The organism is Peterkaempfera bronchialis, assembly GCF_003258605.2.
In the GTDB taxonomy this organism is placed as follows: Bacteria; Actinomycetota; Actinomycetes; order Streptomycetales; family Streptomycetaceae; genus Peterkaempfera; species Peterkaempfera bronchialis.
Genome location: NZ_CP031264.1, coordinates 138,556 through 162,552 on the forward strand (window position 1 = coordinate 138,556; position 23,997 = coordinate 162,552).

Below are 23,997 nucleotides of genomic sequence, written 5' to 3' on the forward strand. Positions count from 1 at the left end.
TCGGCGCCGAGAAGCCCCACCTCACCACGAAGCCGTGGAGGAACATGGGCGTATGACGACCACGCCCCCCAGGGCGGCCCCCGGACGCCCACGCGACCAGCAGGTGGACCGCCGCGTCGCCGACGCCGCCGTCGAAGTGTTCGGCGAGCATGGCTGGACAGGCTTCACGATCGATGCGGTGGCCCGCCGCGCGGGGGTCGGCAAGGCCTCGGTCTACCTGCGCTGGAGCAGCAAGGAGGACCTGCTCACGGAGGCCCTCACCCTGCGGCTCTGCCCCGTCCGCGATGTCGACACCGGTACGGTGCGCGGCGACCTGGTCCAGCTCGTCGAGCAGATGGTCGGCCTCTATTCCGGCGAGCACGGCAGCGCGGCCCTGCGCCTGGGCCTGGAGGCACGGTTCATCCCGCAGCTCACCGCACGCTACGAGGAGATGACGAGCGCCCAGATACGGACCGCCCGCGACATGGTCCGCCGCGGCATCCACCGCGGTGAACTGCCCGAGACCATCTCGGTGACCTTCCTCCTGGAGGCGCTGTGCGGCGGGGCCATGAATCGCGCGCTGACGGCTCGGGCCTCAGGGCGTACGTCCCGGCCCCGGACGGACGCCGACTTCGCCAAGCGGTTCGTCGACTTCGTCCTGACCCCGGTACTGGTGGATCCGCGGGCGGACTGAATCCCGAGGCCCGCAGCCCGGACCGCAGCGGCATGGGGAAGCTCTGCGGCCACCGAAGTCACGCCCGGCCGCGCGGACCACGGCCCAGCCGGACAGCCGGCACCGCCGGTACGAGCGTCCACGGCCCGAGTCGGCCGGCGAGCCACTCCCGTGGCCGGCTCGGGCGGCGTCCGCTTCGCCCGGTCGGTGATCGCCACCGACGACGGCACCTACCGCCGCGCCAGCCGCCAGCTCCCGCGAACAGCGCGAACCACCGCGACCAGCGGGGACGAAGGCCTCCACCGTGCCCTCAGCCGCACCCGTAGCGCGGCCTGGACGACACCACGCGACAGCCGGAACGAACACCAAACCCCTCTACCTCCCAAAGAGAAAACTTAATAAGCTATGTCGCTATGCTGAGTCCCGACACCGGAGTGGTCTGCTCATCACGCCGGGTGGAGGCGGTGCAGAACGGCGAAGTCGTCTTCGAGCCCGCCGCCTCCTTCCAGCGGAGCCTCGACCACTCGGTCCGGTTCCATGTGCCGCACCGCCCCGACGACTGGTCTGCCGCACGAGCAGGAGGGCACCTGGGCGGCAGCGGACCTCCTACGGCACCACTCGGTGATCCACCCTTCCGATCGTTCCTTCAGGAGAGTCCATGACCGACAACGGCACTGCCCCCGTCCCCGAGCCCGCGGCCGACCGGGGCGCTGCGACAGGTCCCCTTGCCGGTATCCGCGTCGTGGAGCTCGCCGGGCTCGGCCCCGGGCCGATGGCCTCGATGATGCTCGCCGAAATGGGTGCGGATGTGGTGCGCGTCGACCGGCCGACACCCCCGGCCATCGCCGACGTACTCGACCGCGGCCGACGCTCGATCGTCGTCGACCTCAAACATCCGAGCGGCCCGGAGACGGTGCTGCGGCTCGCGGAGCGGGCGGACATCCTCCTGGAGGGCTACCGCCCTGGTGTCGCCGAGCGACTCGGCCTCGGCCCCGCCGAGGTGCGCCGGCGCAACCCGGCCCTGGTCTACGGCCGGATGACCGGCTGGGGTCAGCAGGGGCCGAGGGCGCACACGGCCGGCCACGACATCAACTACATCTCCCTCACCGGCTCCCTCGGCGCGATCGGCCGCGCCGGTGGCCCCCCGCAGATCCCGCTCAACCTGCTGGGCGACTTCGGCGGTGGTGCGCTGTACCTGGTGGTGGGCGTGCTGGCCGCGCTGCATCACGCGCGCGCCACCGGTCAGGGCCAGGTGGTCGATGCGGCCATCGTCGATGGTGTCAGCCACCTGTCGGCCATGATCTGGGCCGAGCGCCGCTACAAGGGCTGGACCGACGACCGCGGCAGCAATCTGCTGGACGGCGGGACGCCCTACTACGACGTCTACGAGACGGCAGACGGCGGCTGGTTCGCCGTGGGAGCCCTGGAGCCGCAGTTCTACGCTCGCCTGGTCGGACTGCTCGGTCTACCGGAGTGGGCGGACGCCCAGGACGACCGGTCGCGCTGGCCGCAGATGCGCGAGGCGTTCCGCTCAGTGTTCGCCTCGCGTACCCGGGCGGAGTGGGAGGAGGTCTTCGACGGCACCGACGCCTGTGCGTCGCCGGTGCTGTCCTGGTCGGAGGCGGTGCGCGACCCCCATCTGGCCGCGCGCGGGGTGCACACCGTCGTAGACGGTGGGGAGGCACCGGCTCCGGCGCCTCGGTTCTCCCTCACGCCTGGTCGGATCGCAGAGCCGCAGGGGGACATCGGCAGCCGCAGCAGGGAGGTGCTCGCCGACTGGGGAGTCGAGCGCTTCGACGAACTGCTGTCCGAAGGAGCGGTCGTCCAGCGGGGCACTCCGGCGGCGCGGTGACGCCCGCGCGAGGGCTGCGGCGCCCCTGGCCCGGCGGACTCCCGAGCTCCTTGGACCGCCCAGGGACCACCTGGTCCGAGGCCCCGGGGGAAGGTCGTCCCGTGTCCCCTCCCCCGCCCCACGCCGCTGCCCAGAACGGGGCCGGGGGCGGTTCCAGCGACCACCCGCCCGTCGTCGGCCACCGGCCGGCTGCCACGGCGAACAGGGCGACCAGGGCGAATGCCTCGGTGGTCTCCCACCGGTCCACCGGTCCCCGGGCCGGGCGCATCACGGGTACGTCGGGAGGCGCCCGCCTGTCGCGCGTGCCTCCCGACGCGCCCGTTCGCCGGCTCTTCGCCACCCGCCGAGCGAGGCGGACGGCTCTCGGGCGAGGGGCGGCGGTACTGCCCTCGCGGACGTCGCCGGAGCCGTACAGCGGTTCCGCCATCACCGCCGGCCCGTCGCACCATCCGGCTCTGCCGGCCGCGCAGAGCGCCCCGGCCCGGACCGCTCGCCCGATCACCCCGGATTCCGCATCCTCAAACCGGCAGATCGGTGATCCGCACACCGGCGTGGCACTTGTAACGGCGGTTCACCGCGATCAGGTTGGCGGTCAGCGCCTCTATCTGTGCGGCGTTGCGCAGACGGCCGCCGTACACACCGCGGACTCCCGGAATGGTCTCCGCCAGTGCCTGGACCGCGTCGGTCGCCGACCGGTCATCGCCCAGGACCAGGACGTCACTGTCGATCGACGCCACCTCCAGGTCACCGAGCAGCACCGCCGACAGGTGGTGGAAGGCCGCGGTCACCGTGGAGTCGGGCAGCAGCTCCCTGGCCTGCTCCGCGGCACTGCCCTCGGCCACCTTCAGCGGGTAAGGGCCCTGCTTGTCGAAGCCCAGGGGGTTCACACAGTCCACCACGACCTTTCCCGCGAGGGCCTCACCGAGCGAGGTGAGAAGGTCGGCATGCCCCTCGAACGGCACGACGACCAGCACGATGTCGGACCGCTGCGCGCACTCCTCGTTCGAGGCGCCCGTCACCCGTGACGAGCCGGCGACACGGGCGATGTCCGCGGCGGCCTCCTCCGCACGGTCGGCCTTGCGCGAGCCGATCACCACGGGCAGCCCGGCGGCGGCGAACCGGACCCCGAGCCCGCGCCCCTGTGGTCCACTGCCGCCGAGAATGCCGATGACCTGCTCCGGGGCAGGGGTCTGGACGTCCGCCGTCATCATCTCTCCCTCATCAACATAGGTGACCAAGTTAATCAATTAACCATATCAAGCAATCGGTGACAAGCCGGAGACCTGACCATGCCCGCAAGGTATCCTTGTGCAGGAAGTAAGCCAGGTTGACGCCGCACTCGAGTACGTGCGGCCGCGCGGCGAAGGAGCGGGTCGATGGCGCAGTCGGGTGTCCGAAAGCTTGGGGACTCCCTACAGTCCAGGACCCAGGGCGGAGGAGCCCCCGAGGCGGAAGCCGTACGGCCACCCAAGACCGGTGAGCTCGTCGCCCGACGCCTGCGCCGGATGATCGTCGAGGGCACGCTCAAGGACGGCGACTTCCTGCCACGCGAGGCCGAACTGCTGGAGCACTTCGGAGTCTCCCGGCCGACCCTGCGGGAGGCAGTGCGCGTGATGGAGTCCGAGGGCCTGGTGGAACTGCGCCGCGGCTCACGCACCGGCGCCCGGATCACCGTCCCGGGGCCGGAAGCCGTCGCCCGCCCCGCGGCACTCCAGCTCCAGCTCGGCGGCGCCACCCTCGCCGACGTCTACACCGCCCGCAGCGCCATCGAACCACCCGCCGCCCGTCTGCTCGCTCTCAGCGGCGACGAACAGCGCTACGCCGCCCTTGAGGAGGCCATCGAGGAGGAACGCTCCAACCTGGGCCATCCCGACCGCTTCGCAGTCGGCGCCGCCCAGCTCCACCTGCGACTGGTCGAACTCTCCGGCAACCAGACCCTCGCGATCATGGCCGGCCTGGTCCACGAGATCATCCTGCGGCAGACACGGAGCGCCGTGCACGCCCGCCACGAAGCCTCACCGGCGAGCAGCCACGAGGAGCACGAGCGGGCCCTGCGCGCCTACCAGAAGCTGCTGACGCTGGTCCGCTCGGGCCGCGGGGACGCCGCCGAGATCTACTGGCGCGAGCATCTCGACATCGCCGACAAGATGGTTCTCGCCGACCGCCAGACGGCCCGGATCATCGACATCCTGGACTGAGACATCCTGGACTGAGACATCCTGGACTGACCGTCCGCAGGACGCGCACCATCCGGAACCGCGCACCCTGCTCATCAGGTCGGCCGTTCACCACGGCTCCCGTGCCCGTGCGCCGGGGGAAAGCCGGGTCAGTCGCCTGCCCCGGAGACCAGACGGGCCACCACGTTACGGCGCAGCAGCTTCCCGGTGACGGTCCTGGGCAGTTCCTCCCAGTGCTCGATGCGGTCCGGGGTCTTGCTCCCGCGCAGCGCACCGCGGACGAATGCGCGCAGTTCCTCGGACTCGACACCGGCACCGGACCGCGTGACCACCGCGGCTTCGATCCGCTGTCCCCACTCCTCGTCCGGGACGCCCACCACCGCCGCGTCCAGGACTGCGGGATGGCGCAGCAGCACGTCTTCTATCTCGGCGGGCGCGATGTTCTCGGCCCCCCGGATGATCGTGTCGTCCACCCTGCCGCCGATGAAGAGGTAGCCCTCCTCGTCCAGGTAGCCCTGGTCCCGGGTGTCGAAGTACCCCTTCTCGTCCACGGCCCTGCCGACACCGGCGTACTCGGCCGCCACCTGTTCGCCCCGGACGCAGATGCGCCCCGTGACCCCCGGATCGACGGGCCGGTCCTCCATGTCGCGGATCTCCACCTCGACCGTGGGCAGCACCCGGCCGACCGAGCCCAGGCGGGCGCGCACTGCGGTATCGTCGCTGGCCAGCGCCGCCCGGTGATCCTCCGGTCCGAGCACCGCGATGGTGGAACTGGTCTCGGTGAGCCCGTAGGCGTTGACGAAGCCCACGTCGGGCCATGTCCTCAGCGCCCGCTCGATGACGGCCGTCGGCATCGGCGCGCCCCCGTAGGCGAGGGTGCGCAGGGTCGGCAGGGACTTGTCCGCGTCGGCCTCGTTGATCCGGGCGAGCATCGTGGGGACGACCATGGCGTTGGTGATGCCCTGGTCACGGACGAGTTGCAGCCACTCCGCGGGGGTGAATCGTTCCAGCACGACCGAGCGGCGGCCGGCATAGAGGTTGGTGAGGACATTCGCCACCGCTGCGATGTGGTACGGCGGGACGCTGACCAGCGCGGCGTCGTCCGCGTCGGCACCGGCGAACTCCACGGAGCCGAGGACGTAGGACACCAGGTTGTGGTGGCGCAGCAGCACGCCCTTCGGGGCGGAGGTGGTGCCGCTGGTGTAGATGACCACGGCCGGCACCTCGTCGTCTCCCGGCGGCAGGTCGTCCGGCACCTGCCCGTCGCAAGCGGCGTTCAGCCACGCCTCCGACGTCAGAGAGGAGATCCCGGCCCGGCGCAGCGCATCGGACTGGTCGTCGGGTGCGGCGATACCGAACGCCTTGGGGTGGTTGGCGAGCAGGGCGTCGAGTTGCTCGCTGCCGAGCCGGTAGTTCACCGGGACGAGGGGGACGCCGGCGCGGGCAGCCGCGAACAGTGCCACGGGGAAGGCGGGACCGTTGACGTCGAGGTAGACCACGGCGTCCGCGCCCGCCTCCCGGATGGCGGCCGCGCCCACGGCCGCGGCGTCGCGGAGCCGGGCGGCGGTCAGGCCGTCCTCCCGGCGGCCGATGGCCACACGGTCCCCGAAACCGTCGGCCGCCATGTCGAGCAGCATCGTCACATTCATGGGTGCAGTTCCTGTCCGGCGGCGGGTTCAGTCGGAGGCGGGCAGGGGCTTGGCCCCCTTGATCGGCAGCGGGCGGCCCTCGACCGCGAGCGTGCCCTGTCCGGCCTTGGTGCAGAGCAGCTCGATGCCGAGGTCGTCATCGGCGTAGCGCTTGCCGAGCTGGGTGCCGTCCATCTGGGCGGGGTCCGCCGTGCCGGGTGTGACCGGGCCGGCCTTGGAGTCCACCATGTCGGCACCGCCGCAGGTGATCGACACGTCTGTTTCGGGCGCACGCACCACGATCACGGCCGTCACATCGACGGTGCTGGCGAGGGTCTGTCCGACGCGTGGCTTCATCGGCGAGCTCCTTTGCTCTTTTCGCGGTGTCGGTCTCTGGGTTGTCGGCTCATGTGCGAGTTGGCTGCCAGCTGACTGCCGGTTCGTGGCCGGTCCCGTCCGCCGCCGTCGCGGCTGCCCGGTCCGAGGGAGGCTCCGTCCGGCACCCGGCCGAGTCCTCGCGCGACCGAGCGCTCGGCAGCCCGGCAAGGCGACTGGGAGCCCCATGGGCCACCTCCGGTCCTCAATGGAGAAAAGATTAAACTTAACGACCTGGGAGGTGACAACGGGTGATCCCGGTTCCGCCATGCGGGACCCGGATCACCCCTGGAGCGACACCGCCGGGAGTCCGGCCGCGCACCTGGCAGTGACGGTCATCCATGGAAGCTGAGTTAAAACAGTAATATGATAACACTCATAGCGGGAGAGAGGGAGAGCTCATGCGTATCGGGATGCCGATGAAGTACAGCGGAGGGTTCACCGAGACGGTGGACGAGCTGGCCGACTACGAACAGGCCGGACTGGACGTCGTGCACGTCCCCGAGGCATACAGCTTCGACTCCGTCAGCCAGCTGGGGTACCTGGCCGCCCGGACCACCAGGCTGGAGATCGCCGCAGGTATCCTCAACATCTACTCACGCACGCCATCCCTGCTCGCCATGACGGCCGCGGGGCTGGACTACGTCTCCGGCGGACGCTTCGTCCTCGGTCTGGGAGCCTCCGGTCCGCAGGTCGTGGAGGGCTTCCACGGACTGCCGTACCACGCCCCGCTGGCGCGTACCCGCGAGGTCGCGGAGATCTGCCGCAAGGTCTGGCGCCGCGAGCCGGTCGTCCACGAGGGCACGCACTACCGGCTGCCGCTGGACCGGGAGCACGGCGGCTCGGGCGTCGGCAAGCCCCTCAAGCTCATCAACCACCCGGTGCGCGAGCGCATCCCGATGATCCTCGCGGCGCTCGGCCCGAAGAACGTCTCCCTGGCCGCCGAGCTGTTCGAGGGCTGGGAGCCGATCTTCTACTTCCCCGAGAGGGCGCGCGCCTCCTTCGGCGAGGCGCTCGACGCGGGCCTGGCCCGCCGGGACGCGGCCCTCGGTCCCTTGCAGATCGTCGCCGACACCCATGTGGCGGTCGTGGACGACGACGAGGCGAAGGAGGAGGCGATGCAGCAGGTCCGCAACCACCTCGCCCTGTACGTCGGGGGGATGGGCGCGCGGGGGAAGAACTTCTACAACGACCTCGCCCGCCGGTACGGGTTCGAGGAGGCGGCCACGAGCATCCAGGACCACTTCCTGGCCGGCCGCAGGGCCGAGGCCGCCGCCGCGGTACCCGACGCGCTGGTGCACGGCGTATCCCTCATCGGTTCGGTGGACTGGATCAAGGAGCGGGTCGCCGCCTTCGCCGAGACCGGTGTGACCACGCTCAACGCGACGCCGCTGGCCGCCACCCACGAACAGCGCGTCCGTGACATCGCGACCCTCAAGGAAGCAGTCTCGTGACCGCACAGATCCCCCTCCCCCACACCCCGCCGCCCGACCCGGACGAACGCTCCATGGACCCGCTGCTCGACATGCTCGACCTGGAGCAGATCGACACGGACCTCTACCGGGGCACGTTCGTCTTCGCCGAGCCGTACTCGCTGTACGGCGGCCAGGTGGCGGCCCAGGCACTGCGCGCCGCAGGTCTGACCATCCCTGCGGACCGTCTGCCGCACTCGCTGCACGGCTACTTCCTGCGTCCCGGGGACGCTTCCCGCCCGACCGTGTTCCGTGTCGACCGGGACCGCGACGGCGGGTCCTTCTCCGCCCGCCGAGTGGTCGCCATCCAGAACGGCGCCGTCATCTTCAACATGTCAACGTCCTTCCACACCGCGAAGAGCGGTCAGGACAGACAGGTGACGGACCCGCCCCCCGCCCCTCGGCCCGAGGAGTGCCAGCCGTTCACCCTGCCCCGAGTGTTCTCCTTGGAGGGCCGGCGGCCGGAAGGTCCGGGACCGGACGAGTACTGCCCCATCCGGTTCTGGGCCCGCAGCACCCCTCAACTGGGTGAGGACCCGCTGCTGCACGCGTGCGTACTGACCTACCTGTCGGACATCACCTCCGGCCTGTTCGCCCTGGAGGACGGTCACAACCGGGCGGGGGCCAGCCTCGACCATGCGGTCTGGTTCCACCGGCCCGTACGGATGGACGACTGGGTGCTGATGGACAACACCCCGCACAGCGTCGCCGCAGGACGCGGCTGGTACACCGGCTCGGTCTTCGACGGGTCGGGCCGACTGGCGGCCAGCTTCGCCCAGGAGGCGCTCTTCCGGCCGATGCGGTGAACGTCCCGCCGGGTGACGACCGTCCGTCCGGGCCGGGCTCGGACGCTCCTCCGGCCGGGGCGGCCCGGTCTGCCGTCCGGTCGGTGCGGCGTCCGCGGCGGTGGGTCCGCCGTGGTCCCTTCCTCTCGGGGGAAGGCCGGGACCACGGCGGCCCGTCTCCCCTGCCACGCGCGGCGCGCGGACACCCGGCCCGCCGTCCGCTGGGCGTGCGGTGACGCGGCGATACCGCCCTGGCCGGCAGCCACACCACCACCAACGAGCAGGCGCCCGCTGCCGAACACCTACCCGACGCATCACTCCTGCTCAGCAGCAGTGCCAGCACTCCCATGTCCGGTAAAGCCGACGTCGACCACTTGTGCGCCTGAGCCGGATCGGCCCGCACGGTCGCCCCGTACGCAGGTACCCGTGCCAGGCAGTCGGCGGAGCACGGGATTCCGGCGAAGAGGGCACGGGTGGAGCGCGACACAGGGCGCTGCGGCGGTGGGAACCGACGGGACATTCCTGTGGGCACCTGCGGTGCTGTGCCCGCGCTTGTCTGCACCGGTCTCGGACCGCCCACCGGCGTCCGACCTTGCCAGGGGGCAACTGGCTGAGCCGTCCGTTCTCCCGCCGCGGATCGCAGACGGTGACGAGCAGGACCTGCCTCAGCAAACAGGTCGAGCACGGTCCCGGACGTCGTCGGGCGGTCCAGCGCCGCCATGAATTCGCGCAGGAACTGCGCTACGTCGCCTCGCAGACTGCCGGTGTCAGGAGAGCCCGTGGTCATCGCCTGCTTGGAAAGGCCAGCGTCGGTACAGGCGGCCCGGATCGGCATATCGCCATGGCGGTGGCGTCGATGCGACCGGACGGCCGAATGCCGGGTGGCGGCGCAGAAGGGCCTTCGTAGGCTTGGTGGCGTCGGCCTACGGGCCTCCTGTCGGGGGCTCGCCCTGTGGTGTGTTCAAAGGAGAGACGGGATGACGGCTTCCTCTGCCCCTGGGGGCTCCCGGCGTTCGCAGAGCGACATCGCGGGGTTCAGGGCGTCGCCGCAGCTCACCCAGGCCTTGCAGCAGATCGTGGTGGACCTGATCGAACTGCACTTGCAGGGGAAGCAGGCCCACTGGAATGTGGTCGGCCACAACTTCCGGGACCTGCACCTGCAACTGGACGAGGTCGTAGACGAGGCCAGGGAGGCGGCTGACACCATCGCCGAGCGGATGCGGGCTCTTGCCGCCTGCCCGGACGGCCGTTCCGACACCGTGACGGCAACCACTACGCTCCCGAGGTTCCCCGAGGGCGAGCAGAGTGTGGGCGCGGTTGTCGACCTGATCACCGCGCGTCTGCGTGCCACCGTCGATACGGTGCGCACTCACCATGACCAGGTCGACAGCGAGGACCCCTCCACCGCCGACCTGCTGCACGCGATCATCGACTCCCTGGAGAAGTACGCCTGGATGGTCAGCGCGGAGAACCGGACCGTCTGACGCGGGTTCCCTGGTGTGATCCGTGTGATCCGTGTGATCCCGCCACGGCTGAACGGCGGCAGGCCACCCTCGTCGCACCGGGTCTGTACGGGGGTGGCTCGCCGACGCAGCAGATGTGCGTGCCAGGTCGGCGGGCGCGGCACTACCGGGGTTGGCCGACCATCGCGGCCGGGTTGACGATGCGGTCGAACTCTTCGGCGTCGATGTAGCCGGAGGCCAGTGCGGCCTCGCGCAGGGTGGTGCCATCGTCGTCGGCTCTGTGCGCGATGGCGGAGGCCTTGTCGTAGCCGATCACCGGGGACAGCGCGGTGACCAGCATGAGTGACCGGTCGACGTAGGCGTCGAGTTGGTCGCGGTTGAGGTGGGTGCCCTCGATGCAGTACCGGCGCAGCTTGGCGCAGGCGTCGCCGAGGATGGTCGCGGCGTGCAGGAAGTTGTTGATGATGATCGGCCGCATGGCGTTGAGCTCGAAGTTGCCCTGTGAGCCGGCGAAGGCGATGGCCGCGTCCTCGGACAGCACCTGGATGCAGACCATGACCATCGCCTCGCACTGGGTGGGATTGACCTTGCCGGGCATGATCGAGGATCCGGGTTCGTTCGCCGGGAGGATCAGCTCACCGAGGCCGCAGCGGGGTCCTGAGGCCAGCCACCGGATGTCGTTGGCGATCTTCATCAGCGGCACGGCCAGCGCCCGGAGCCCTGCCGAGGCGCCGACCATCGCGTCCAGGCCGCCTTGGGCAGCGAACGTGTTGGCAGCGGCGGTGAACGGGTAGCCGGTCTCCTTGGCGATCTCAGCGGCGACCTGTTCGCCGAAGTCGGGTGGGGCGTTCAATCCCGTGCCGACCGCGGTGCCGCCCGCGGCGAGTTCGTACAGGCCCTGCGTGGCGGCGGTGACCCGGTCGATGGCCTGGGTCAGTTGGTGGGCGTAGCCGGACCATTCCTGACCGACGGTGAGCGGGACCGCGTCCTCAAGGTGGGTGCGGCCGATCTTCACCACGTCGCGCCACTGCTTCGCCTTGGCCTCGATGGCCTGCTGCAGATCCCGCACGCTGGGCAGCACCCGCTCGTGGATCGCCTTGACCGCGGCGAGGTGCATGGCGGTGGGGAAGGTGTCGTTCGAGGACTGCCCCATGTTGACGTCGTCGTTGGGGTGGATGGGCGACTTGCTGCCCAGTTCGCCGCCGACCAGTTGGATCGCGCGGTTGCTGATCACCTCGTTGGTGTTCATGTTGGACTGCGTCCCGGATCCGGTCTGCCACACGTACAGCGGGAAGTGCTCGTCGAGCTTGCCCGCGATGACCTCGTCGGCCACCTTCCGGATCAGGTCGGCCTTCCAGGCCGGCAGCCGTCCGGCCCGCCCATTGACGATCGCGGCGGCCTTCTTGACGTGGCCGTACGCGTGGTAGACCGCCTTGGGCATCCGGTCGTCCCCGATGGAGAAGTGGATCAGGGACCGCTGCGTCTGCGCGGCCCAGTACCGGTCCGCCGGGACGTCGATGGCACCCATCGAGTCGGTCTCCCGCCGAGTGCCGGTCGCGTGCAGACCGATGGGCACATCGAGGATCTTCGGGGCTTCGTCCCCGGCCGCGCCCGGTCTTCTCGCCGTCATGACGCCACTCCGTCGGCGTACACGGGGTTCCACATGGCCTGGCGGACGGCCTGACCGGGATCGGCTGGTTTGCTGGTGGCGACGCTCTCGCTGACCGCCGCGTCGACCACGGCAGCCGCGGTGATCGCCGACGACTCCCTAAGGTTCTCCACCGGCGGCAGCAAGGAGGCTCCCGGCGTGGAGACGTCGACCTGGTCTGCCACCGCCTGCGCGGCCGCCAGCAGCATCCCCGTGGTCACCCGCGACGCCCCGGAGACGATCGTGCCCAGACCCAGCCCCGGGTACAGCAGCGCGTTGTTGGCCTGCCCGATGTGATACGTCACGCCGCCGAAGTCGACGGGTGGGACGGGGATGCCGACGGCGACCAGCGCCTTCCCCTTCGACCAGACGATGACGTCGGCGGGCATGGCCTCGATCCGCGAGGTCGGGTTGGAGATCGGGAAGATGATCGGCCGCTCGGTGCCGGCGGCCATGGCCTCGACGACCTCGCGGGTGAACGCCCCGTGCACGGTGGAGGTGCCCAGGAGGATCGTCGGAGCGACCCGGCGCACGGTCTCCGGCAGCGAGATCCCGCCGTCATCGGCCGCCCAGTCGGCGACCTCCGCCGGGTCGCGCGCGTAGTGCTTCTGGAAGTCCCGCAGATCGGTCATGTCACGGGTGAGCAGTCCCTGCTTGTCGATCAGCCAGACCTGCTCCGTGGCCTGCTCGGGCCTCGCACCGTCGCGGACCATCGCATCGCGCAGCTGGTCGGCGATACCGACCCCGGCGGTACCGGCGCCGAAGATGACGAGCTTCTGCTCGCGCATCGGCACACCGCTCACCTTGACCGCCGCCAGCGCCGCGGCCAGGATGATCGCCCCGGTGCCCTGCATGTCGTCGTTGAAGATCCGGTACGTGCCGGCGTACTTCTCCAGGATCCGCCGGGCGTTGCTCGGGCCGAAGTCCTCGAAGTGCAGCAGCGCCTTCGGGAACATCGATGAGGCGGTCTGGAGGTATTTCTCGATGAACGCGTCGTACTCCGCCCCGCGGACCCGGGGATGCCGGTTGCCCAGGTAGAGCGGGTCCTCCAGCAGTGACTCACGGTCGGTGCCCACGTCCAGCGACACGGGCACCACGCGGCGCGGGTCGATGCCGGCAGCCGCCGTGTACACCGCCAGCTTCCCGACCGAGATCTGGATCCCGCCCACACCCCAGTCACCGATGCCCAGGATCTGCTCCGCGTCGGTGCACACGATCAGGTCGACGTCCTCCGGCCCCAGCTTGAGCGTGGCGAAGGCCTTCTCCATGTCGTCCGGCCGGTCGATGGACAGGTAGATGCCGCGTGGGCGGCGGTACTCGTGGGAGTACTTCTCGATCGCTTCGCCGACCGTGGGGTCGTAGACGATCGGCAGCAGTTCCACCAGGTGCTCGGTGAGCACCCTGTGGTACAGGGTCTCGTTGCGGTCGTGCAGTTGCTCCAGGTAGACGTTCTTGGCCAGGTCGCTGCCCTGGTCCTGCAACTGCCGGTACGCGCGCTGGGCCTGCCGCTCCAGCGTCAGCACCCCGGACGGCAGGCGACCGGTCAGGCCCAGCGCATCCCGCTCCGCCTGTGTGAACGACACCCCCCGGTTGAGAAGCGGGTCCACCAGGGCGTTCGGAGTGGCAGGGGTTCGCGCGCTGCCCTCGGCCATGATGCTCTCCCCTTGTGTGTATGGATGTACGAATGCCGCGCCCACCCGCCCCTGCTTCTACCGTGCGCCCACGGCCCCACCCCCGCTCGTTGATCTTGTGGTCCGGAGGCAGGGCGGATCGGTGCGGGGGCTGCGAGGACATGGCGTACGGGTTGGGCGGAGTCGGGCGCGGGTGGGGCGGGGAGAGTGCCCGCACAGGTCGGCCGAGGCGCCCGGCGTGATCACGCGGGATCGAAAGCTCGCCATGGTCAGGAGCACCTGCGGTCGCCTATGCTCCAGGACATGGTCATGCTCGTCAGCCGCCGCCATGTGGATCTGCTCCGCGTTGCCAGCGCCTCCTGTAGCCACGGAGTCTGACGACCGCCGCCGCTTGCCGAGCGGATACCCCCTCCCCCTAGGACACGGTCCCGTGGTGCGGCACCATCCGCAGCCACGGTGCGCCCGGCCACCGCCGGACACCGCCGCGTCCCCGGACACCGTTGGATACCACCATGCCCGAGCAGTCCCACCTGTCCGCCCTGCCCGTCATCGATCTCTCCGCTGCGGACCGCGGCCCGCGACACCGAGAGCGTCTGCACGAGGACTTGCACACCGCCGCCCACGAGGTCGGCTTCTTCCATCTGGTGGGCCATGGCGTCGACCCGGCCGAGACTGGCGCGCTGATGCGGGCCGTCCGAGCGTTCTTCGCCCTCCCTGAGGCGGACCGGCTCTCCATCGCCAACCTCCGGTCCCCGCATTTCCGCGGCTACACCCGGACCGGCGACGAGCGCACGGCCGGCCGGCGCGACTGGCGCGATCAGCTCGACATCGGCGCGGAGCGCCCCAGCCGCGCCCCGCAGCCCGGCGAACCGCCGTACTGGTGGCTGGAAGGTCCCAACCAGTGGCCCGCCGCCCTGCCGGAGCTGCGCACCGCGGCCCTGGGCTGGATCGACCGGCTGGCCGGTGTGGCCGGGCGGCTGCTGCACGAGCTGCTGGCGGCCATCGGCGCACCGTCCGACTTCTACGCCCCGATCTTCGCCGAACGGCCCCATCTGCATCTGAAGATGGTCCGCTATCCGGGGCGCGCTCCCGACGGCGCCGACCAGGGGGTGGGCGTCCACAAGGACTACGGCTTCCTCACTCTGCTGCTCCAGGACGAGGTGGGCGGTCTGCAGGTACAGCAGCCGGACGGCACCTTCCTTGACGTGCCGCCGATGCCCGGAGCGTTCGTCGTCAACCTGGGGGAACTGCTCGAAGTCGCCACCAACGGCTACCTCAAGGCCACCGAGCACAGGGTGGTGAGCCCGCCCGGCAGCCGCGAGCGCTTCTCCGTCCCGTTCTTCTACAACCCCCGCCTGGACGCGCGGATCGACCCGCTGCTCTTCGCGCACACCGACCGGGCTCCCGGCGTCACCCAGGATCCCGCGAACCCCTTGTTCACGGAGTACGGCCTCAACGAGCTCAAGGGCTGGCTCCGCGGGCACCCCGAGGTCGCCCGGCGGCACCATCCCGGACTGGTGGCTTCGGACCGGGCCTGAGGTCACCGCCGAGACCCTCCGGACGCGGGCATGAATCGTGCCGGTCTGGGCGGAGGTGGCCGGCGTCGGGTTGCCCCGGTCGGCCACCTCGGCGGGGGGCGCTTTCTGCGGGAACGCGTGGACGGGCCGGGGGTTGCACCCCGGCCGGGGCGGGCGCGGACTGTGGAGGACGAGCGGGTCGCCGAGGGTGATGGCGGCCGCTCCACCTGGTCACTCCGGCGGCTGCCTCCGGGTCGCGGGGATGCTCCGGGCGGGTTTGCCTGGGAGAGGCCGGAGGGGGCCCGGGAAGCCGCGAGACAGGGAACGACATGACGACCACCACCGCGCGTTCGACCATGACCATCGGCGACTTCCTGCTGCGCCGCCTGCGGGAGGCGGGCATCTCGCACCTGTTCGGGGTGGCCGGCGACTACAACCTCGAGTTCCTCCTGCAGATGGAGGACCGCGACGAGTTCACCTGGGTCGGCAACTGCAACGAGCTGAACGCCTCCTACGCGGCCGACGGGTACGCGCGGCTCAACGGCATCTCGGGACTGGTGGTGACCCACGGCGTCGGCGCCTGGAGCGCCATCAACGGTGTCGCCGGGGCCTACAGCGAGCACGTCCCCGTCGTCTGCGTCTGCGGGTCGCTTCCGCTGAAGGCGCTGGACCGGAAGCTGCTGATGCACCACACCTCGGGCGGCACCGAGTACGACGACGTCATGCGCGGCTACGCCCAGGTCACGGTGGCACAGGCCAGGCTGACGCCGCAGAACGCCGTGACGGAGATCGACCGGCTCATCCTCACCGCCTGGCAGCGCAAGCTCCCGGTCTACATGGAACTGCCCTCCGACATCGCCTACCTGGATGTCGAGGTACCGCCGGAGCCGCTGGAGCTCGCCATGCCGCCGAGCGATCCCGAACGGCTGAGCACATGCGCCGACGCGATCGTCGCCCGGCTCAGCAGCGCGCGCTCACCCGTGATCCTGGTCGACATCGACGCGGACCGCTTCGATGTGACCGGCGAGCTGATGGAGCTGGCGGGCAGGATGCAGCTGCCGATCGCCGCCGTCAACACCGTGAAGGGGCTCATCGACGAGACCAGCCCGTACTTCCTCGGCCTCTACGCGGGAGCGGGAAGCAAGCCCGAGATCCGCGAGATGGTGGAGAACAGCGACTGCCTGCTGGCGATCGGGGTACGGCGGGTGGACACGACGTCCGGAGGTTTCAGCGACGCGCTTCCCGCCGGACGGATCGATGCCCGCGGTGACGCCGTGGACATCGGCTCGGACAACTACCAGGCCGTCTATCTGAAGGAACTGCTCCGCCGGGTCGTCGACAAGGCCCCCGCCAGGACCTCGGGATACTCCCGGCGGGCCGAGATGCCGCAGGAGCCGAGCGCGGCCGTGATGTCCGGCCCGCTCACCCAGGCGGCGTACTGGAGCATGGTCCAGGACTTCATCCGCGAGGGCGACGTGCTCATCGCCGAGGACGGCACCTCCGAGGCGGGCTGCTGGGGGCTGCAGCTGCCGCCGAAGTGCTCCATCGTCACCCAGGCCGTCTGGGGCTCGATCGGCTACAGCGTGGGATCGGTCCTCGGCACGCTCCTGGCCGCGCCGAAGCGGCGGCATCTGCTCTTCGTGGGCGATGGGGCCTTCCAGCTCACGGCGCAGGAGGTGTCGACGGTCCTCCGGCATGACCTCAAGCCCGTCATCTTCCTGATCAACAACGGCGGCTACACGGTCGAGCGCACCATCTGCGGCAAGCAGGGGCACTTCAACGACATCGCCAACTGGGCCTACGCCGAGCTGCCGAAGGTCCTGCACCCGGGGACGACCGCCCGGACGTTCGTGGTGAGGACGCCTGCCGAACTGAAGGAGGCGCTGGCTGCCCCGCACGACAGCATGATCTTCATCGAGGCGGTCATGGACAAGTACGACGCCCCGCAGCTCATCATCGACTCCGGCCACGGAATGGCGGAGGTCGACTACGGCCCCCGCGGCCCACAGCACCGCCCCGGCGTCCAGCTCTGAGCGTCGCGAGGCCCGCTGCCCGCACCTCCTGGCCGCCGTGGGCTCCGCCGCATTCCGGTGAGTGCGGCAGAGCCCCTGGGCATGGGGGTCAGACCTCGTCGCCACTCGAATCGGAACGCCGTTCGACAATCCAGGCAATGGCGAGCATCAGTGCCGAGCACCCGAGGACGGGTGCCGCCTGGTATCTGCCGAGGAGGGCGCTGAGAAGTGCGCCGCCGACCAGGGCGACGAGTCCGAGCAGGAAGAAGGTGGAAGAGGTCTTCTTATCGCGGGTCATATATCCACTCATCTGACCTAGATTGCGGTTTGCGGTATTGCTGTGGTCGTGTCCGGCGGTTCACTGCCTCCGCCGGACACGACCACACTACTGCAACCGGGTGCCGCACGATCTCGCTACAGGTTCTCCCATCGATTCCGTGCGGCTATCCCGGAATACTTCCGAGAGTGCGCCGGGTTACGGCTTCCTGTGGCGGGTGGGCGTCTTCTTCGCATGCTTTGCAGCAGAGGGCAGGATTTTCTTGGCGGCAGCCGTCAGGCCCTTTTTGAGTGCGGCTCGGCCGAGACCTCCGATGATCACACCTCCGCCGCCGTATCCGAACATTCCCTTGACACCCGCGGTGGCGATATCGCGGCGGGATGCCTTGCGGTTCCCCGCCCACTTGGCGGCAGCACCGGCGACTCCGCCGGCGATGAACCCGCAGGCAGCCACCCCGAGACCGGCGGTACTGCTGATGACCAGGCCGCAGCCCACACCGGCACCGACGGACGCGATGATGACGCGGTTCTTCTTGACGAAACGCTTGGTGCTCTTCCAGGCGCAGCTCCAGCACCTCTTGCCGTCGAGGTCGTACTGGTTCAGGGGGTCGGCCTGGACGTACTCGTAGGCGTTGGCGTTGCCGCCGGGGACGGGGTCGATGGAGAGGAAGCGTCCGGTGGTGGGGTTGTAGAGGCGGACGCCCATGAGGCTGAGGCCGGTGAGCGTCTCACCGGAGCGCTGCTTGCCGCCGAGCCAGGCATAGCGGGCGTTCGGCTGGTCGGTGCGGGGATTTCCGTACTCGTCGTAGTCGAGGACGGTGGGGGCGATGGCGGTGTCGGCGGGGAGTTGCAGGGCGACGTCGCCGTGGAGGTTGGTGAGCTGGAGGACGGTGCCGCCGGTCTTGGTGGTGGTGGCGGCGAGGTTGCCGTCGATGCCGTCGACGTTGCGGGTGAGGGTGCCGGCGGCGGTGTCCTCGACGATCCAGCGCGGGTTGTCGGATTCGGCGTCGTAGTGGTTGAGCTTGGAGGCGGTCTGGGTCCAGGTGCCGGCGTTGCTCGTCTCGGTGGTGAAGCCCCGGAAGCGCAGGGCGGAGTCGAGGGTCCAGGTCTGGCGCTGGGTGCCGGCGGTCTGCTGGCGGACCAGGTCGTTGGTGTAGTAGGCGAGGGTGGTGCCCGGCAGGGCGGTGGTGCGGCCGAAGGCGTCGTAGGTGTAGCCGGTGTTCACCAGCCGGTCGGCGGAGTCGTAGGTGCTGGTGGTCGTGGTGGCGCCTGCGGTGGTGCAGTCCAGGCCGACCTGCGCGGTGGCGGTGGCGACGGTCTTGCGGTTGGTGTTCTTGTCGAAGGTGTAGGTGCGGGTGGTGCAGACCGCGTCGGGGGTGGTGTCCTGGGCCTGGGTCAGGCGGCCGGTCTTGTCATAGGTGTACGTCTGGGAGGCGGTGACACCGGGGGTGCCGGTGTGGGTGGCCCACTGGCCGTGCACGGTGGTGGTGATGCTGTCGGAGACCAGCACGGTGCCGTCGGAGGTGCGGGTGTAGGTGCGGCTGGTGGTGGTTCCGGCGGGGTTCTGCTGGTCGGTCATGGTGTAGCCGCCGGGCAGCGTCTGGGTGGTGAGGGTCCCGTCGGCGTCGTAGCGGGCGGTGAAGGTACCGGCGACCGAGTCGGTGATCGAGGTGCTCAGGCCGCGCGGGTCGATGGCGGTGTCGTAGGTGTAGGTGGTGGTGGAGGGGACGGTGTCGGTGGCCTTGGTGGGCCGGCCCAGCGTGTCGTACTGGGTGGTGGTGACCCCGCCGTCGGCGTCGGTGTAGGAGATCAGGCGGCCGAGCTTGTCGTACGCCTTGGTGATGGTGCCGCCGGCGGTGGAGGTCAGCTTGACCGCCTGGCCGTTGGCCGGGTCGTAGGAGGTGGTGACGGCGGGTACGGCGGTGCCGGTGCCGCCGCTGACGGTGACGGTGGTCAGGCGTCCCGCGCCGTCAAAGGCGTTGGTGGTGGTGCGGGTGGTGCTGTTGGCGGTCTCGGTGACCGTCGCGTCATTGCCCCACAGGTCGTACTGGGTCGTGGTGGTGGGCAGCTGGGTGGGGTTGGAGCCACCGCCGGTGATGGCTGCGGCCGGTCCGGTCTGGCAGATCATGTCGGCCCATTCGGGCCGTTGGGCGCAGGTGCCGGTGCCGTCACCGGTGTAGTAGGTGGTGAGGGTGGTTCCGGCGTCGGTGCCGGTGGAGGCGGGCAGGCTGGTCTTGGTGACCCGGCCCTGGCTGTCGTACGCGGTGGTGGTGGTCAGCGCCAGACCGCCGCTGTCCTTGACGGTCTTGGTCGGCATGCCCAGTACCCAGTCGAAGACGGTCTGGTTCTGGCGGGTCTCCACCAGCAGGTCCGGCCAGGAGCGCGGCTGGGCGCCCTCGGTGACCTGGGTGACCTGGTTCTTGACGGTGGCGGTGCCGTCGGTGGGACGGCCCTCGTCGTACTTCTTGACGGTGTGCTGACGGGCCATCACCTGGGTGCCGGCCACGGCCAGCGTGGTGGAGCCGGACTTCACTGCGGCTTCCAGGGTGATCTCGTGCAGCGGGCCGTAGGTGTCGGTCTCCCGCAGGCCGTCGTCGCTGTAGACGCTGGTGGAGGAGAGCAGCTGTGCCCGCTCGCCGCTGGAGAGGGCGTTGATGCCCAGGGCGGTGAGCTGGTCCTTCTGCGCCTGGGTGGTACCCAGGGCCAGTTCACGGTTGGCGGCGGTCAGGGTGCGGACGGAGTTGCCGAACCGGTCGTACTCGATCACCGAGATGCGGTGTCCGGGGGTGGCGGTGTTGACCTCGCGGCCGGAGGCGTTGAGGTAGTGCAGGGTGGCGCGGGTGTAGCTCCCGGCGGTCAGAGCGGTGCCGGTGTTGGAGGCGGGGACCTGGTCGGCGGGGAAGACGGCGGTGGCGTCGGTGGGCAGGTCGGTCTGGCCCCAGCCGGCCGTCTTGGCCGCGCTGAGGTCCTCGGGGGCGGTGGAGCCGGTGAGCGGGACTCCGTAGACGACGGTCGTGGTGGCGGTGCCGTTGGTCTGGTCGGCGCTGCCGGGGGTGAGGGTGGGGCGGGACGCCTTGAGCAGCATGCCGTCGCCTGCGGCGGGGCTGGATCCGGCCTGGCCGTAGCTGAAGGTCCACGGCAGTTCCCCGGGCGGGGTCAGCGTGGTGACGCGGCCTGCGCTGTCGTAGGCGTAGGCGGTCTTCAGCGCGGGGCTGATCCGCGGGTCCCACTGCTCGCGGAGGCGGCCCTGGTCGTCGTAGGCGTACTGGGCGACGACGGCGGAGGTGGCGGCGCCGGCACCGGGGGCGGTGGCCCACAGCCTGATCTGGGAGACCTGGCCGGCGTAGTCGCCGAAGACGGTGGCGGTGCCGGTGGTGGCGGTCGGGTAGCTGAACTCCAGCACCCGGCAGCCCTTGGTGGACGGGGTGGCCTCGCAGGTGGCCAGGGTGGTGGCGCTGGTGGAGGCGATGATCCGCTTGGGGCGGGCCACCGTCTTGCCGGCGACGGTGACGGACTCGGAGACCACCTTGGTGGTGGAGTTCGTCAGGCCGTCCAGGAGCGAGCTGGACACGGTCCAGGTGGTCGCGGCGGAGCCGATCTTGGAGAAGGTCGTCACCGTGCCGTCGGTGTCGGAGAGGGTGAAGTCACCGGAGGTGAAGGACCCCTTGAGGGTGAGGTCCTCCGAGCCCGGCTCAGGGACCCAGCCGGTCTTGGCGGCGTTGGAGGTGAAGGTGATGGTGTCGCCGTCGACCGTGGCGATGTCCAGCGAGGTGGCCGAGGTCTTGCGGATCTCGGTGTAGTCCGAGTCGGTGGTCTCGGCGACCGTGCCGGAGGTCCACTCCTTGCCGAAGATCGGCGCCTGCCCCTCCTGCTTTGCTCCCGCGTCGGGCGTGCGGGAGGAGGCGGTGCGGGTGACGGACATCTCGAAGAACGAGGCGTCGGTCGAGGAGACGGCGAAGTCGCCGGTGAGCAGGTTGACCGAGCCGGGGCCGACGTTCTCGCTGGCGGCGCCGGAGGCGGTGCGGTCCACGACGACGCTGATCGGCTCGGAGGAGACGGCGGCGTTGCTCGGGCCGGTGAAGTCTGCGCGGAGTTGGACGGTGCCGTCGGGGTCGACGGTGGAGGTGGCGTTCCAGGCGAGGGCGGGGCTCTTGCCGGAGGTGAGGGTGAGGGGCCAGGCGGTCAGGGCCTGTCCGGCGTTGGTGACGTGGCCGGGTGGGATGGTGGTCCAGGTGTCGGCGTCGCCGCGTCGCCAGGAGAAGGAGACGGCGTTGTACTTGGCGCCGTCGGCCTCTGCGGCCAGCGGGACGCGGGCGGCGGTGCGGGTGCCGTCGTCGGGCAGGGTGATGCCGCCCGGACCCACATGGAAGGTGTAGGTGACCGGCTCGGACTTGTTCTCGGCCTTGTCGGTCGCCCGCACCTGGAGGGTGTTGGTCCCCGCCTTGGCCGGGGTGACGGTGAAGGTGACCGGGGTGGTCGTGCCACCGGTGGCGACCTTGGTCCAGGTGGTGCCGTCCAGGGACCACTCGATGCCGTTCTGGTCACCGCTGGGCGGGGTGGCGGTGAACTTGCCCGCCTGCCCGGCGCCCTTGACCCAGCTGGCGCTGGGGTAGTCGGTGGAGGTCACCGAGGTCGGCGCGGACGGCGCGGTGGTGTCGACGGTGAAGACCGCGTAGGGCGACCAGCCGGTGTTGTAGCTGGTGCCGTCGTACGGGCTGGTACGGAACTTGTACGTCTTGCCGTTGGTCAGCAGCCCGGACGGCACGGTCACCGACGCGGGCTGCCCGGAGGGCACGAAGGGGGAGACCAGGACATTGCCGACCTGGGTGCCGGTGGCGTTGTCGAAGATCTGGAAGGTGCCGTCGACCTTGTCGTTGTTGGCGTCGGTGAAGGTGTCCCGCAGGGTCGGGGTGGTGGTGTTGACGTACCAGGTGCCGTCGGTGCCCTTGAAGAACGGCGGTCCGGCCTGCTGGTCCGTCCCGGTCTTGGGCCGGTAGTTGTAGGTGACGGTGAGCTTGGGCGGGTTCTTCGCGTTGTCGGCGGAGTTCACCCGCTTCCAGGAGAGGCTGTCGGCCTCGCTGGTGGCGCGCAGGCCCATGTGCGAGGTGGCGTTCTTCGCCGATGCCCAGGTCTGGACGAGGGTGGTGACGTCGGCGTTGATCCATCCGGCGGGGGCCGAGGTGCAGGCGGAGTTGCCCCGGGTCTCCGTGGAGGTGGCGTACTTGGCGTTCCAGGCGGGCTGCTGGGCGGCGGGCCAGCGGGAGGCGGTGGAGGGCTTGCCGGAGTCCCAGACCTCCCAGGAGTAGAGCTTGCAGTCGGTGTTGCCGGAGTGGAAGTCCCACAGCGACAGCTTCGCGTCCATCACCAGCGCGTCCGAGACCGGTGCGGTGTTCCAGGTGATGAAGGAGCGGGCGGTGCGGGGGGTGCCGTCGGCGTTCTTGGTGCCGGGGTTGCCCAGGTCCAGCTCGGTGTCGGCCGACCAGTCGACCGTCTCGCCCTGCTGCACATAGGTGTCGAAGACATTGCCCAGCGCGGCGGTGGAGGGGTCGACCGTGACCGGGTAGACCGTCGTCGGGTCGGCCAGGAAGGCGGCGTCCGGGGTGAAGACCAGGTCGACGTCCGAGCCGCGCTGGACGACCTCCATGGCGACCCGCGCCCGGTGGGTGTGCTCACCGGAGACCGGATCCACCGTCGCATCCCACATCACCGGAGCCGGCATCACCGCCCGCCGCTTGCCGGTCTTCTTGTCGGTGAAGGCGACGCTGCCGTCGGCCTGCTGTTCGGCCTTCAGCCCCCGGGCCTTGAGCGGCATGGTGTAGGTGTAGCCGTCGGTGTCGGGGCGCTGCTTGACGGTGACGTACTGCTCGAAGCCGGACCGGGTGGCTTCGACCACGACATCAGCGCCGGGGACCGCGTCCTGGTAGGTCGCCCTCGGCCCGTCCAGCACCGGCGCGGGCAGACCGCCCTTCCACTGCAGGGCCACCTGCTCCTGGCCCTGGCCGAGGGTCACCAGGGTGCGGGCCGTGGCCTTGCGCGCCTCCGCCAGCGACTTCGGCCGGGCCCCGCCCGCACCGCCCAGGACCAGGCCCTCCGGATGCGCCCTGGGCGCCACCGAACCGTCCGCCTGCGCGGCCAGGTCCAGATCGACATCCGTCCACTGCCCGTCACGCTGGAACCGCACCGGCCCCGCCGACAACTCCGTCGTCAGCGAACCGTCGCCGTTGACCCAGGTGGTTGACGTCTCGGTGCGCTCCGACAGCGCCTCCACCCGCTTGCCGGACAGCCGCGCCGCGACCCGCGCCGACGCCAGATCGGCCGCCTGCGTCGCCGCCGGCTTCACCGCCTCCGACACCGCCTCGGGTGCCGCCCCGGGGGTGGTCCCGGTGGCCCAGGCAGGCTCGCTGCCCGCCAGCAAGGAGACCGTCAACGCCACCGCGAGCGAACCCGCAACTGGCGTGAGCCCCCGCTGAAGTCCTCGTCGCTTGCGCGGCAAGGGTAGGTGCTGATGC

16 protein-coding genes are annotated in these 23,997 nt (G+C 70.4%); 9 read left to right on the forward strand and 7 right to left on the reverse strand.

Annotation, left to right across the window (positions count from 1 at the left end; genetic code table 11):
* The first annotated feature begins 52 nt into the window (after positions 1-52).
* Both C7M71_RS00635 and C7M71_RS00640 read left to right on the forward strand, forming a co-directional pair.
* Positions 53-673 (forward strand): TetR/AcrR family transcriptional regulator, encoded by a 621-nt coding sequence (locus C7M71_RS00635; RefSeq protein WP_111489560.1) that lies wholly within the window; start codon positions 53-55, stop codon positions 671-673.
* 637 nt (positions 674-1,310) lie between these two features.
* Complete coding sequence (locus C7M71_RS00640) at positions 1,311-2,504, forward strand: CaiB/BaiF CoA transferase family protein (RefSeq protein ID WP_111489559.1); 1,194 nt, start codon at positions 1,311-1,313, stop codon at positions 2,502-2,504.
* Positions 2,505-3,022: 518 nt separating this feature from the next.
* Here C7M71_RS00640 and npdG read toward each other — a convergent pair.
* The gene (gene npdG / locus C7M71_RS00645) at positions 3,023-3,712 is read right to left on the reverse strand and encodes an NADPH-dependent F420 reductase (RefSeq protein WP_111489574.1); all 690 of its coding nucleotides are present in this window, start codon (positions 3,710-3,712) and stop codon (positions 3,023-3,025) included.
* A gap of 168 nt (positions 3,713-3,880) precedes the next feature.
* Between npdG and C7M71_RS00650 the strand changes: the two genes are divergently transcribed.
* On the forward strand, positions 3,881-4,702 hold the full coding sequence (locus C7M71_RS00650) for a FadR/GntR family transcriptional regulator (protein ID WP_111489558.1): 822 nt from the start codon (positions 3,881-3,883) through the stop codon (positions 4,700-4,702).
* 128 nt (positions 4,703-4,830) lie between these two features.
* Here C7M71_RS00650 and C7M71_RS00655 read toward each other — a convergent pair whose 3' ends face one another.
* Positions 4,831-6,330, reverse strand: a complete 1,500-nt coding sequence (locus C7M71_RS00655) for a class I adenylate-forming enzyme family protein (protein ID WP_111489557.1) — start codon at positions 6,328-6,330, stop codon at positions 4,831-4,833.
* 27 nt (positions 6,331-6,357) lie between these two features.
* The gene (locus C7M71_RS00660; RefSeq protein ID WP_111489556.1) at positions 6,358-6,666 is read right to left on the reverse strand and encodes a hypothetical protein; all 309 of its coding nucleotides are present in this window, start codon (positions 6,664-6,666) and stop codon (positions 6,358-6,360) included.
* Positions 6,667-7,085: 419 nt separating this feature from the next.
* Between C7M71_RS00660 and C7M71_RS00665 the strand changes: the two genes are divergently transcribed.
* The 3 genes from C7M71_RS00665 (at position 7,086) to C7M71_RS00675 (ending at position 10,425) form a co-directional block, all read left to right on the forward strand.
* Complete coding sequence (locus C7M71_RS00665; protein WP_111489555.1) at positions 7,086-8,138, forward strand: LLM class F420-dependent oxidoreductase; 1,053 nt, start codon at positions 7,086-7,088, stop codon at positions 8,136-8,138.
* Positions 8,135-8,962 carry an acyl-CoA thioesterase gene (locus C7M71_RS00670; RefSeq protein WP_229758445.1) on the forward strand — a complete coding sequence of 276 codons (828 nt, stop codon included), beginning with the start codon at positions 8,135-8,137 and terminating at the stop codon, positions 8,960-8,962. The genes C7M71_RS00665 and C7M71_RS00670 overlap by 4 nt, the downstream gene beginning before the upstream one ends.
* Positions 8,963-9,918: 956 nt before the next feature.
* Positions 9,919-10,425 (forward strand): Dps family protein, encoded by a 507-nt coding sequence (locus tag C7M71_RS00675; protein ID WP_111489554.1) that lies wholly within the window; start codon positions 9,919-9,921, stop codon positions 10,423-10,425.
* 142 nt (positions 10,426-10,567) lie between these two features.
* Here C7M71_RS00675 and fumC read toward each other — a convergent pair whose 3' ends face one another.
* Both fumC and C7M71_RS00685 read right to left on the reverse strand, forming a co-directional pair.
* Positions 10,568-12,034, reverse strand: coding sequence for a class II fumarate hydratase (fumC, locus tag C7M71_RS00680; protein WP_111489553.1), 1,467 nt, complete (start codon positions 12,032-12,034; stop codon positions 10,568-10,570).
* Positions 12,031-13,704: an NAD-dependent malic enzyme gene (locus C7M71_RS00685; RefSeq protein WP_111489552.1), complete on the reverse strand. Its 1,674-nt coding sequence runs from the start codon at positions 13,702-13,704 to the stop codon at positions 12,031-12,033. Before C7M71_RS00685 ends, fumC begins: the two co-directional genes overlap by 4 nt.
* 282 nt (positions 13,705-13,986) lie before the next feature.
* Here C7M71_RS00685 and C7M71_RS33075 point away from each other — a divergent pair, with 282 nt between their 5' ends.
* The 3 genes from C7M71_RS33075 (at position 13,987) to C7M71_RS00695 (ending at position 17,233) form a co-directional block, all read left to right on the forward strand.
* Positions 13,987-14,061 (forward strand): putative leader peptide, encoded by a 75-nt coding sequence (locus C7M71_RS33075; protein ID WP_407675965.1) that lies wholly within the window; start codon positions 13,987-13,989, stop codon positions 14,059-14,061.
* 134 nt (positions 14,062-14,195) lie between these two features.
* The gene (locus C7M71_RS00690; RefSeq protein WP_111489551.1) at positions 14,196-15,221 is read left to right on the forward strand and encodes an isopenicillin N synthase family dioxygenase; all 1,026 of its coding nucleotides are present in this window, start codon (positions 14,196-14,198) and stop codon (positions 15,219-15,221) included.
* 308 nt (positions 15,222-15,529) lie between these two features.
* A complete protein-coding gene (locus tag C7M71_RS00695; protein WP_111489550.1) occupies positions 15,530-17,233 on the forward strand; it encodes an alpha-keto acid decarboxylase family protein in 1,704 nt (567 codons plus the stop codon).
* A gap of 88 nt (positions 17,234-17,321) precedes the next feature.
* On the opposite strand, the gene C7M71_RS00700 is transcribed toward C7M71_RS00695, so the two are convergent.
* Both C7M71_RS00700 and C7M71_RS00705 read right to left on the reverse strand, forming a co-directional pair.
* Positions 17,322-17,510 (reverse strand): hypothetical protein, encoded by a 189-nt coding sequence (locus C7M71_RS00700; protein WP_111489549.1) that lies wholly within the window; start codon positions 17,508-17,510, stop codon positions 17,322-17,324.
* Between the two features lie 177 nt (positions 17,511-17,687).
* Positions 17,688-23,915 (reverse strand): RHS repeat-associated core domain-containing protein, encoded by a 6,228-nt coding sequence (locus tag C7M71_RS00705; RefSeq protein ID WP_407675842.1) that lies wholly within the window; start codon positions 23,913-23,915, stop codon positions 17,688-17,690.
* Positions 23,916-23,997 lie beyond the last annotated feature (82 nt).